Here is a 12,941-nt window from a genome sequence, read left to right as displayed (position 1 = left end):
TAAATTAGACCCATTCTAATTATCGGAGGTTTACCTGATCATATTTAAAGTTTAGCCTGCCATTTGTTTGCCCAGACATTTTCATTAGGAACACCTTTAAACTCAGATTTACCTTCAAGTTTATCTATCAGCTGTCTGATCGTTTCTTCATTATCATGATATGCATTGACAAATGTTTTCACCATCGTTGCATCATGCAGATGCGTCGTGTAGTTCAATGAGACGAACACAGTCGGTACTTCATGAACGAACCATGGCACCTCATTAGACATGGCCACTGTCCACTGGATCCGGTAGTTGTTCTGTGCACCGTATCCCACAACATTGGCAACTTCCAGAGCGAGGTCTACATTTTCCCGATATTCCAGCGTTCTTCCTTTGACGCGGGAGTTACCGTCATTCAATGTCACGTCGTATCCGCGACGCTCGAGTTCTTCTTTAATGAAGTTCACTGTTTCGTCACTTGTTGCCATCATGCCGCCTTTTTCCCCTTCAAGGTAATATAGACGGATGCGTCGATGCGTTTCTGGGCTGATCGGGAGGTTTCCCTGTGTATCTTTGACCAGCGTGATCCCTTTATCTGCCGCTTCTTTTCGCATCTCAAGGTGTTCATCACTGCCGATCACTTTAAGATCTTCTTCTGATTTCAGTAATGTACCGGCTTCTTTTTTCTGAGGCAGGTTCAATTTGGCTTTCAATCCCAGGATCCGACGCAAAGCATCAGTCATTCTCTCTTCAGTGATAACACCATTCTGATAGCCCTTAAGCATAAAGTTAAAATCTTCTTCAATATTATTGAAGAACAGGAACATATCACATCCGGCCGCGATCGACTGAGGCACGTAGTCTTCACGGCGCATGGCTGCAGTCATGCCGAGCATGTGAGACGCATCAGTGATGACCATACCGTTGAAATCCAGTTTCGTTTTCAAAAGATCCTGGATCAGTTCAGGTGCCAGAGTTGCCGGCAGGATATCTTTGTCTTCGAGTTCAGGGTCGAGTGCTTTCTGATATTCCGGCAAAGCGATATGCCCCGCCATGATCATTTCGACACCATTGTCGATATGATGACTGTACACGCGTCCAAAGGAGTCTTCCCATTCATCTATAGACATTTCGTTAACGCCTAATACCAGATGCTGGTCGCGTTCTTCCGTGCCGTCACCCGGGAAGTGCTTGATGCACTGGATGACTTCGCTCTGTGTCAGTCCTTCAAGATACGCTGTCGTGTACTTGATGACATCGTCCGCATTCGTTCCATAGGCACGCGTATTGACGATCGTATTGCGCCAGTTCTTCAGGATATCTACACAGGGATCGAAGTTGACGTTGACACCGAGTGCCGTTTCTTCCCGTCCCGATACATAACCGGCATCATAGGCCACTTTTGTATCTCTGGAAGCTTCAGCCTGAGCACCTGAAGCGATATACGTGCCGTCACTTGTGGCACCGTTCCCGCCTGCATCGCAGTTCGCAGCGACGAGCAGCGGGATGTCAGATTTTCCCTGCAGCGAGTTGATGAGTTCCTGAATCTCTTTTGAATTGCTTCCGTGATAGCGGGCACCCCCGATATGGAACCGTTCGATGATCTCGTCATTGGTGAAATCATTCCCGCTGAACTTATCTTCTCCAAAGAAAAAGAGGTTGGTGAAGAGCTGACCTGCTTTTTCTTCATCAGACATGTTTCTGATCGTATCTTCGACCCAGCTGATCTGACTTTCGTCAAGCTGATAAGGTTTCTTTGTTAAATCGACTAATTTAGGCATTCATATCCGCTCTTTTCTTATTGGTTTTCTTTCGCTTTTTCTTTTTTAGCTAATACTTCATCTTTTCTGTCCTGCAGTTCATTCTGGATCATCAGCATTTTTTCTTTATCCAGGTCATAAAATTTCATAGCGATCAGTGAAGCGATCCAGGCAAACAACAAGATACCTATAAACAGGAACATCGTGACCCATAAAATCTCGCTGGTGTATGGTGTATCGACATCTGGGAAAATCTGTTCAAATCCGATGTAAGCTAACGTGAATCCGATAACAGTCTGAGCTAAAGATGAGATCATTTTGTCAACGAATGAGAAGATAGTCCCCATGACACCCGGGGCATAACGTCCGGATTTATACGTTTCATAATCTGTAACGTCCGGGATCATCGGAATGACAAGACCACCGGAAAGTGTTCGTACTCCATTACCGACAACGTATAATGTAACGAATGAAATCGTCATGAATCCCCAGTTATCCATGGCTATAGCACCAGGATCACCTAAAACGATAAGCAGGAACATCCCGACGAAAGCGGCGATGGATGCCCATGTTGCTAAAATATAGCCTTGTTTCGTACCAAATTTCGCCGCGATCCTTGTACCGAATATCGCGATGATCACGTTCGGAATAAGCATGATTCCCGAAAGGACACCGAACAAGCCATAATCCCCAATAACGATACCGAACAGCATGACCATAACGATCGAGTTAGTTGCGACCTGCTGGCCCAGTTTATCTGTAGAAGCGGCAACGACCAGCATCTGAAGCGGACGATTCCCCTTAAGGATCTGCCACATGTCTTTGAAGGTGATTTTAACCACTTCACCTGTACCGAAGAACTCGGGACGGTCTTTTGACCAGATACCTATGACGGCCAGTGTAGTCAATATTCCTGAGAAAACAATGAAGGTTAAAGCAAATTCATAGAACAGCGCTTCACTGTTCCAGCCGCCATATTTCGGTACCAGATAATTAGCAAGATAAATACCAATTCCTGCGAAGAATATTGACGTCATTGAAATATCAAAAGTAGAGAAAATCGGACGCTGTTCCGGATCACTTGTGATGACCGACTGTCCAGATTTAGTTACAGCAGTCTGGAAGGTATAACCAATAATATAAAGGGCATACAATCCGATGAAGTACGGTAACTTCATCGCATCAGGGACCAGCTGGTTCGTAAAGAAGAGAAGCAGCATAACGACCGTCATCAAAAGATAACCGCCGACCATAAAGGGTCTGAATTTACCGAATTTACCGTTTGTCTTGTCGATCCACATCCCGATGACCGGATCTGTAAAGCCATCAAAAATACGACTCCCGGTAATAACTGTAGATACGATCACTGTACCTAAGCCCACGACACCGGTTGCAAAATAAGCCACGTTCATCATCAGGAACATGTAGGCATTCGTTGCCGTATTATTTGCTGCAAAGAACCCTATCTGCCATATTTTAGCTCTATTGAAATTCCGTTTCTTTCCTGCTACCGCTTTCACATCTGATTCGGCTTTAGCTTCATTTGTTCTGTGTCCTACATCCATGATGAAAAACTCCTTCTGTATTTGAATTTGTATATGCTTACAAAAACGCCTAAAAAATAATTGCTCTTCTAAATAAAACGCTTCCAACAACATGTATACTAGTATATTAGCATATGCGTTTTGATAAATCTACACCGTTTTCATAATTTCTTTTAAAAATATCAAATCTCTACCTTTTCTCATTTATATAGCAGCTCTGTGTAAGCCTTAGTTAAGGGACGTGTTAACGGTCAGAGAATGTGTGACGGTAATTCGAACTGCCCTATCTACTGGGATCATATCACAACGAAACACCTTTCTAACCTAGTATAGACCGTTTTGCTTCTTCCAGAAAATAGTCGGGATACTTGTCAATAATGCATGTCTTGGAACTGACCATAAAGAGGATATGCTTGTCGACAAGCTTTTTCACTTCTACCTTATTGCCAGCTTTAATCGCTGCCAGGATGTTTTCATGTTCCTCTAAAACCAGATTATAGTCAAAGGTGATATTTTTTAAGTTCAGCCATCTCAAGCGATCCAAATGCACACTGGTCTTTCTGATCCACTTCCAGATCTGACCTTTACCCACGATTTCATAACAGGTACGATGAAATGCATCATCAAGGTCGTGATAGTTAGATATATTGCCATTTTCATACTCCAGCTTCTGCTGATCGAGTATGATTTGCAGGCTTTTCTCAGAGTTATGGTCGAGAACATCACAAAGTTCAGCCATCACTTCTCTCTCCGTATATAACCTGAAAAATCTGGAATGGTCCGCTTGATCTATGTCTATTTTTGACACATAGGTCCCCGACTGCGGAAAAGTATACAGTAGATTTTGCTTCTTTAGTTGTTTAAGGGATTCCCGGATCGGCGTACGCCCCACTTCCAGGAGATTCATCAATCGTGATTCCGATAATTTCTGTCCTGGATACAGCTCAGTTTTTATGATCATTTCATTCAACTGTTCATATGTCTGATCCTGAATCGTTATATTTTTCAGCACGCTCATACCTTCCTTTCTAGTTAAGATATTAGGACTTCTTACAGTTCTCTTGCAAAATGACACTTGTTTTTATGACAAGGCTTACATTATCTTTTGAAAAAAAGAGATAGTTTTGAAGCTATCTCTTTTTATATACATCTTAACTTTTCATAAAAAATCAGACACTGATTACTGATCCTTTTTTGCGAGTATTTCATCTTTTTTATCCTGCAGTTCATTTTGGATGATCAGCATTTTATCTTTATCTAAGTCATAGAAATGCATGGCGATCAGAGAGGCGACCCAGGCAAATACCAGCGTACCTACAAAAAGGAACATCGTGACCCATAAAATATTATCTGAGTATGGCGTGTCGACATCAGGGAAGAGCTGTTCATAACCGATCAGGGCTAGTGAAAATCCGATGATCGTCTGAGCAAAAGACGAAATCATTTTATCAACGAATGAGAAGATGGTTCCCATGACGCCTGGTGCATAGCGTCCAGTTTTATGGGTCTCATAGTCTGTGACGTCCGGGATCATTGGAATGACCAGTCCACCTGACAGCGTGCGCACACCATTACCGATCACATAAAGAGTAACGAAGGCGATCGTCATGAAACCCCAGTTGTCCATCGCAATAGCTCTTGGATCGCCAATAACTAACAGCAGGAACATACCGACGAAGGTTGCAATGGCAGCCCAGGTTGACAGGATGTAGCCTTGTTTCGTTCCATATTTCCCGGCAATTCGTGTGCCAAAGAACGCAATAACAACGTTGGGAATGAGCATGATAGCCGATAGGATACCAAACATGCCATAATCACCAATGATAATACCGAAAAGCATAACCATAACGATCGAGTTTGTCGCGACCTGCTGGCCTAATTTAGTTGTGGAAGCTGTGATGACCAGCATCTGCAGTGGTCGGTTCCCTTTAAGGATCTGCCACATATCTTTAAAGGTGATTTTTTTGACTTCTCCCGTACCGAAAAATTCCGGACGGTCTTTTGCCCAGATTCCGATAACTGCTAAAGTAGTCAGTACACCTGAGAAGATGATAAAGGTCAAAGCAAATTCGTGGAACAATCCTTCACTGTTCCATCCACCGTATTTGGGTACCAGATAGTTTGACAAGTAAATGCCTGCGCCGGCAAAAAAGATGGACGTCATTGAAATATCAAATGTTGAAAACAGCGGGCGCTGTTCCGGATCACTTGTGATAACCGACTGACCAGATTTCGTTACAGCTGTCTGGAAAGTATAACCGATAATGTATAAGGCGTACAATACAATAAAGTATGGCATTTTCAATGAATCAGGTACAAGCTGGTTCGTAAAGAAGAGAAGCAGCATGACTGCTGTCATTAACAGATAGCCCCCCACCATAAAGGGCCTGAATTTACCGAACTTGCCATTTGTCTTGTCGATCCACATGCCAATGATCGGATCCGTGATACCGTCAAAAATACGGCTGCCCGTAATAATCGTTGATACAAGTACTGTTCCTAAGCCAACGACACCGGTTGCAAAATAAGCAACGTTCATCATTAAGAACATGTAGGCATTCGTAGCCGTATTGTTAGCTGCAAAAAAGCCTATCTGCCAGACTTTTGCTCTATTGAAATCTCGCTTCTTTCCTGACACCGATTTCACTTTAGCTTCGCCTTGAGCTCTATTGTTTTCTTGTGCTATATCCATTACTAAAACTCCTTCTCTTTTCTTTATTTGTATATGCTTACATAAACGTTTAAAAAATAAGTGCTTTTTTCAATTAAATCGTTTTCGCTAACATGTATACTAGTATACTAGCATATGTGTTAAAATAAATCCACACCCTTTTTAAAGAAAAAAGCCTACAACAACTACCCCTTGAAGATATTGGTCTCAAGGCTGTTGTTATAGGCTTTTTTAATCATTCAACTTTGACGATAATTTGAATAAAATGCTTATCTGTTCTTTTTATCACAATATAGCGTCATCTGCTTCATTTAACGGTTGTACCGTTTCTTCCAGAAAAAACTCCGGATACTTGTCAATAATGTTTGTCTGAGATTTGACCATGAAGTGGATATGGTTAACGACAAGATATTTTACTTCTTCCGTTTTTCTGGCTTTTATTGCTGCAAGAATATCTTTATGTTCTTCCAGGATCTGGTTGTAATCAAATGTGATATTTTTCAGGTGGAGCCATCTGAAACGATCCAAGTGTACACTGAACTCTTTGATCCAACTCCAGATCTGACCTTTCCCTACGATTTCATAACAGGTCCGGTGAAATTCATTATCCAGATCATGATAGCCTGAAATATTCCCTTTCTCAAATTCCACTTTCTGTTCATCCAGAATAGCCTGCAAGCGAGTCTCGGCCTTTTTATTCATATTAGCACTCAATTCGACCATCACTTCTTTTTCTACACATTCTCTGACAAAGCGTGAGTGAATCGCCTGCTCCATATCGATTTTTGAAACATAAGTCCCCGACTGCGGGAAAGTATAAACTAGTCCTTGTTTCTTCAACTGTTTTAATGACTCTCTGATAGGAGTACGTCCGACCTCCAGCAGTTCCATCAGACTGGATTCTGATATTTTCTGTCCCGGGTAAAGTTCAGTTTTTATAATCAAATCACGTAATTTTTCATATGTCTGATCTTGCAAGGTAATGTTCTGCATCATTTTTTATCTTCCTTCTTTTTTATGTAATCGCTATCTTATATACTAATATCTAAAAATATAACACAAAAATGCAAAAAATGTTAGTTTTTAGCGGAAATTTACGTGAAAAATGTCTGAAATCGTTCTTTTTCTGATAGATTAACGAAAATAACACTGACCGACTTATGTTCTGACTCCTTTTGGTTCAACTCTTCTCTTACCGTCCTTCTATAAGCTGAGGTTGACGTAGTGCGCTTATTCAAGCACCTTATCAGAAACAAATGTGCCAAACCTGACAAAAAAAGTATGAAGCCTATTTTTTATCGTTTGTATAGATTTGAATTTATTTTATGCTGGATTTTATAATGAAGTTAGCCACCTAGGCTAACATAAAAAAACGCCATGTGAATTTCATGTTATATTGAAGTTACCACTAACTCTCAATAGACAGGATGAATTCACATGACGCACTCTAACGATACCACATTAGCACGTAAAGGAAAACACTTATCATATGCAGAGAGGGTTCAAATAGCTGTATTGAAGCAGGAAGACTACTCCAATCGTCGCATTGCTGATATCATCGGTCGGGTACCTCAGACCATCAATAACGAAATTCAGCGCGGAACCGTTACTCAACTAAGACGTCAAAAGCAAAACGGTAAAATCTATGATTATTATGACGATGTATATGATGCCGATGCTGCTCAAGCCAACTATGATAAACAACGACTGAACTGTGGCCGGCGGCCAAAATGGGCAGATACAGATGCTTTCATAGAATGGGCTGATGAGAAAATGCTGGATGATAAATGGTCCCCTGATACAGTGGTCGGTTTTGCTAAAAGACATGAATTGTTCGATGCTTCAATTATCCCTTGTACAACCACGCTTTATGGCTGGATAGATAGAGGGATTATGAGAACGAAAAACATTGATTTGCTAGAAAAGTTATCTCGGAAACCAAAGGTTTCTGCTCAAAAGAAACGGCCAAATAAGCGCGTTCTCGGCCCATCGATTGATCGTCGACCAAAAGACATTGATACCCGTGAATCGTTTGGTCACTGGGAAATTGATACAGTAGTAGGTAATAAAGAAAAGACCGATGCTGTACTGCTCACTTTGGCTGAACGACAGACCCGATTTGAAATCATCTTAAAAGTAAATGGAAAAGATCAGGAATCGGTTAATCAGGCGATTCGTGACCTTCAAAAACGATCAGGTCATACATTCTCTACACTATTTAAAACGATAACTTCTGATAATGGTTCAGAGTTTGCGGGACTTTATGAGGCCTTAAAGGATACTTTAGACATCTATTTTAGTCATCCCTATGCATCGTTTGAACGGGGAACAAGTGAGAACCAGCATAAATTCATTCGTCGTTTCATTCCCAAAGGGAAGCCGATTGGTCGAGTCTCAGAAGCACAATGCTTGCGTATACAACAATGGATGAATGATTATCCTAGAAAAATATTGGATTACAGAACGCCACATGAAAGCTTCGTCAATGCACTACGATCAGAGCGTCAGGCTGCTTAACCCGTGAGGGCTTGACAACGAGCCTCCTTCGGCATGACCTGAAAGCTGTGAAGCTGGCCTAGGCCAGCTTGTCAGAAAACTATCATGCCTCAGCTCATTATCAAGCCCTCACTATATGAGTTGATAGTCGTAAAAAATCACATGAAATATATTTTTAACAAGTGGCTAACTTAAACTTGAAATTTACAGAATTTATTTTATTATTATATAGTAAAAACGAGATAACGGTGATGTTATCTCGTTTCCGATTTGTTTTTTCAATTTTTGACTCGAATGGCTTTTTCCTGAGCCAGGATGCAGAGTTCCTGTGCTTTGAAGATATGCTCCTGCGTCATCGCATTTTCTGTACGGTCGATACAGTCCTTGATCATTTCCCCGAAGAACGGGAAACCGACTTCTCCGCTGACATGATAATGCTTTTCGCCTTCTTCATTGACGAGATAAACATGGTCGCCGCTCTCTTCTTTAGCCACATCCACATATTTTCTCACTTCGATCGTTCCTTTGGTCCCAGTGATGAACATACGTCCGTCGCCCCAGGTGCTCAAACCGTCCGGCGTGAACCAGTCCACTTTAAAGATAAAGGTCGCGCCGTTTTCACCGACAAGTGTCGCATCGCCGTAGTCTTCCAGTTCAGGTTTGTCAGGGTTCGCATAGTTCCCTACCTTACTGTGAAGGATCTTTGCGTCTTTATTGCCTGTGAAAGTCAGGAACTGCTCGATCTGGTGGCTGCCGATATCACAGAGGATACCGCCGTACTGTTCTTTATTGAAGAACCAGTCTGGACGGCTTTCCTTGTTCAAGCGGTGCGGACCGAAGCCTGTGATCTGAATGACGTCACCGATCACGCCGTCTTCGATAAGCTGTCCGGCAAAGATCGCGCCTTCCACGTGCAGACGTTCACTGAAATACACCCAGTACTTCTGACCAGTTTCTTTCACGACCTTTTTGGTTTCTTCAAGCTGTTCCATCGTTGTGAAAGCTGTCTTGTCTGAGAAATAATCTTTCCCGGCTTTCATCACGCGGTTTCCTAACGCACTGCGCTCGTTAGGGATCGCTGCAGCAGCGACCAGTTTGACTTTTGGATCTTCTAGGATCTGGTCGATCGATTCAGCGACTTTTGCCTGAGGGAACTGTTCTCTGTATTCTTTTACCTTTTCAGGATCAGGATCATAGACCCATTTCAACGTCGCGCCCGCTTCAATCAGACCATTTGTCATTCCGTTGATATGTCCGTGGTCCAAAGCTGCCACGCCGAAAGTAAATTCGCCTTCATCGACGACACGGTTCACTTTCCCTTTCGGTGCATAATTCATTCCATCTTGTTTACTCAAATCGATTCACCTTCTCAAATTATTTCAGCTGTTTTAAAATAGATGCTTATAGCCGTTTTCGTACAAGTAGTCGCGTGAAGTTGCCAGGCAGTCAAACGGATCTCTGCCGTACTGGTCGTCCTGTTCGACTAATAGGTAACGGGCCCCGCTCTTGAGGCTCTGCTCGATGATCCCTGGAAGGTCCAGAGTCCCTTCACCTAATTCAGCGAACTGGATGATATTCGTGAAGGCCTGCATGAAGGCTTCCATATCGCCATTATTAAGGGCTTCAAAGGCTTCGTCTGGAATCTGAGACACACGGTAATCTTTCAAGTGGACCAGATCGACTTTGCCTTCATATTCTTTCAGGACTTCGATCGGATTGCGGCCGCCGCGCTGGAGCCAGTGAACATCCAGTTCGAAACCTAATAGCGGTGCTTCTTCACGGATGATATCCAGCAGGAACTTGCCGTCATATTTAGTGAATTCGATGTGGTGGTTGTGATAATACAGCTTGATGCCGTGTTCGGCCAATTTTTCAGCATCGCTGTTTGCTTCGCGGGCAAATGCGATGACTTTATCCAATGAAGCCATCGCGTCAAACGGCAGCATACCGATACGCAGTATTTCTGCACCGACGGCTTTACAGTCCGCAACGATTTTATCAAAGTGCGTGCTCAATGACTCCTGTCCTTCTGTCATCGGCTTCAGACCGGCTGACATGGACGCGACCTCCATACCGAAGTCCGTCGAGGCTTTTTTGATGGCTTCCACATTTTCAGGTGTCATAGGGATCTGGGAAACTTCGATCGAATTGTAACCCAATTCGCTGACTTTCTTTAATGTCTCATAGGCACCCAGTTCTTCGAATTTTTCTTTCAACATCATGGCTTGAACGCCAATTTTAGCTTGTGACATAGTTTATCTCCTCCAGTTCGGTTCGTTCAGGTCGTTTCGTGTTATTGGAAGACAGATCCATCAGCTTGATCATCTGCATAGAAGGTATCGAGTCTTCGATCGTTACATAATCATCTGTATCGTTCAAGATACTTTCATAGAAGCGGTTGATCAGATACATGTGACCGGCACCGTAATAAAACTTGGAGCCTGGCAGTTTGTCATCTTCAACGATTACTTCTTTTCTGCCTTCATCATTCGTGATATATAAGCGGCTGTCTTTGATCGTGAATTTTTCTTTTTCAGTAATGACCTGGATCTCCACTGACGAATTCTCCGTATAGGCATTCGTCGCATGGAAAAAGGCTTTGACTCCGGATGTAAAGGTAAAGGTCGCGCTGGCCGTATCTTCTACTTCGATATCATAGTCAGTCAGGTTAGACAGGACGGCTTTACAGCTCTTCAGATCGCCGCCGATGAGCTGAATGAGATCCAGTGTGTGGATCGACTGATTGATGATCGAACCATAGCCGGCTCTGTCTTTCTGACCGCGCCAGGGTTTAGATGTGTAATAGGATTCAGGCCGGAACCAGGTGACCAATCCTTTGATGGAGGTCACCTCTCCGACATCCTCATTTCTAAGGATCTCCATAAGACGGATAAAGCTGGCATTATAGCGGTTCTGAAAACTCACACATATCTTTTTGTCTGTCCTATTCTTTACCTCTAATTGTTCAAGCGCCTCTTCGTAAGTCATTGCCACAGGTTTTTCCAGATAAACATGGACATCGTGTTCCACACATTTCTGTGTGATAGGATAATGCAAGTCATGAGGCAGACAGATATGCACAACATCCAGATTCATTTTCTCAAGCATTCGGTCGACATTGGAGAAAAAAGGGATCTCAGGAAAATTTGAACTGAGTTCCGTATTCGTATCACAGACTGCCACTAGTTCACCATGGTCACTTGCATGAATCGCATGCACATGTATCGGCGACACATCGCCCAGACCGATCAATCCTACTCTTAACATAAAACACTCACTTCCCGTTTCGTTTAGCTTTTGACTTGCAGATTATTTCGTTTCGAATTTGCCTTCTTCTTTGATGTGCTTGTTCAATTCTTCCAGATAGAAATCTTCGTCCAGATCTTTCAGGCTGACTTCTTTTTTAGTCCAGCTTGACAAGTGGATAGCATTGGCCAGTCGCACGCCGTTGATCCCATCAGAACCGGGTGCGAGAAGCGGTGTGCCGTCCAGAACATTGGCTGCAAAGTTTTCAAGAACGCCAGCATGCTGTTCGCCCCAGGCACTTTCGAACTCGATCGTTTCCTGTGTGTACAAGTCATCCATATTCATTTGACCCATGAAGAGTTTTTTAACATCTTCCATGCCCATTTCGCTGCTTAATTCCTGTTCAGGTTTTTTCAGTCGTGTCACAGTAGCTACCTGGCTGCCGTCTACGACGATTTTACCTTTATCTCCAAGGATCTCAAAGCGGTCTGTACCAACGATGTCATGTGTGGCTGTGACAAACGTTCCTGTCGCGCCGTCACCGTAATCAACGACTGCAGTCACTTCATCTTCGACAGCGATATTGCGACGGAAACCATAAGAAACTTTAGAATAAACAGATTCCGGCACGCCGCAGATCCACTGCCATAAGTCCAGCTGATGCGGTGCCTGGTTGACCAGGACGCCTCCGCCTTCGCCGCCCCATGTTGCACGCCATTCACTTTGATCATAATAAGGCTGTGGTCTCCACCAGGTCGTAATGATCCAGTTGGTACGACGGATCTTACCTATGTCACCATTATCCACGATCTCTTTGATTTTTTTGTATAAAGGGTTGTTACGCTGATTGAACATGATACCAAAGGTCAATTCAGGTTTGGTATCAGCAAATTCGTTCAGTTCCTTGACCTGTTTGGTGTAAACACCTGCAGGTTTTTCAACTAATGCATGAATATCGCGTTTTAAAGCGGCAATACCCATCTCCGGATGCAGGTAGTGAGGCACTGTTGTAATGATCGCATCCACTTTACCGCTGTCCAGCATTTCGATGTAGTCTTCATAAAAAGGAACGCCTTGATATTCTGCGTCTACTGTTTCTTTTTTAGAAACATCGATATCACAGATCGCCGCGATCTCCATGTTCGGCACCATGCCGTCTTTAATAAATTTCGCATACATGCCGCCTTGTGTACCTAATCCGATAATGCCTAATCTTACTTTTTTACTCATTCTATTCAC

10 protein-coding genes are annotated in these 12,941 nt (G+C 43.0%); 1 reads left to right on the top strand and 9 read right to left on the bottom strand.

All coding sequences use genetic code 11. The annotated features are described in order from the left end of the window. Positions 1-44 precede the first annotated feature (44 nt). The 5 genes from AB4027_RS02440 to AB4027_RS02420 all read right to left on the bottom strand — a co-directional run bounded on the left by AB4027_RS02440 (position 45) and on the right by AB4027_RS02420 (position 6,956). Complete coding sequence (locus AB4027_RS02440; protein ID WP_368645836.1) at positions 45-1,766, bottom strand: glycoside hydrolase family 3 protein; 1,722 nt, start codon at positions 1,764-1,766, stop codon at positions 45-47. Between the two features lie 17 nt (positions 1,767-1,783). Further along, entirely contained in the window at positions 1,784-3,310 is a 1,527-nt protein-coding gene (locus AB4027_RS02435) for an MFS transporter (RefSeq protein WP_368645835.1), read from the bottom strand. A gap of 298 nt (positions 3,311-3,608) precedes the next feature. Further along, positions 3,609-4,301, bottom strand: coding sequence for a GntR family transcriptional regulator (locus AB4027_RS02430; protein WP_177165487.1), 693 nt, complete (start codon positions 4,299-4,301; stop codon positions 3,609-3,611). A gap of 168 nt (positions 4,302-4,469) precedes the next feature. After that, positions 4,470-5,981 (bottom strand): MFS transporter, encoded by a 1,512-nt coding sequence (locus AB4027_RS02425; RefSeq protein WP_368645834.1) that lies wholly within the window; start codon positions 5,979-5,981, stop codon positions 4,470-4,472. 264 nt (positions 5,982-6,245) lie between these two features. Next, positions 6,246-6,956: a GntR family transcriptional regulator gene (locus AB4027_RS02420; protein WP_368645833.1), complete on the bottom strand. Its 711-nt coding sequence runs from the start codon at positions 6,954-6,956 to the stop codon at positions 6,246-6,248. A 441-nt stretch (positions 6,957-7,397) separates the two neighbouring features. Here AB4027_RS02420 and AB4027_RS02415 point away from each other — a divergent pair, with 441 nt between their 5' ends. Then, positions 7,398-8,477: an IS30 family transposase gene (locus tag AB4027_RS02415; RefSeq protein WP_368645832.1), complete on the top strand. Its 1,080-nt coding sequence runs from the start codon at positions 7,398-7,400 to the stop codon at positions 8,475-8,477. A gap of 257 nt (positions 8,478-8,734) precedes the next feature. On the opposite strand, the gene AB4027_RS02410 is transcribed toward AB4027_RS02415, so the two are convergent. From AB4027_RS02410 to AB4027_RS02395, 4 genes are read right to left on the bottom strand one after another with little or no spacing between them, the layout of a single operon-like run. Beyond that, entirely contained in the window at positions 8,735-9,811 is a 1,077-nt protein-coding gene (locus tag AB4027_RS02410; RefSeq protein WP_368645831.1) for a Gfo/Idh/MocA family protein, read from the bottom strand. 33 nt (positions 9,812-9,844) lie between these two features. Beyond that, entirely contained in the window at positions 9,845-10,708 is an 864-nt protein-coding gene (locus AB4027_RS02405; RefSeq protein ID WP_368645830.1) for a sugar phosphate isomerase/epimerase family protein, read from the bottom strand. Continuing rightward, complete coding sequence (locus tag AB4027_RS02400) at positions 10,695-11,723, bottom strand: Gfo/Idh/MocA family protein (protein WP_368645829.1); 1,029 nt, start codon at positions 11,721-11,723, stop codon at positions 10,695-10,697. Before AB4027_RS02400 ends, AB4027_RS02405 begins: the two co-directional genes overlap by 14 nt. 42 nt (positions 11,724-11,765) lie before the next feature. Continuing rightward, positions 11,766-12,932: a Gfo/Idh/MocA family protein gene (locus AB4027_RS02395; protein WP_368645828.1), complete on the bottom strand. Its 1,167-nt coding sequence runs from the start codon at positions 12,930-12,932 to the stop codon at positions 11,766-11,768. Positions 12,933-12,941 lie beyond the last annotated feature (9 nt).

This window comes from Alkalibacterium putridalgicola, from assembly GCF_040959045.1.
Classification (GTDB): Bacteria; Bacillota; Bacilli; order Lactobacillales; family Carnobacteriaceae_A; genus Alkalibacterium; species Alkalibacterium putridalgicola.
The sequence above is the reverse complement of the archived record's forward strand: the minus strand, read 5'-3'. Positions and strand labels throughout refer to the sequence as shown.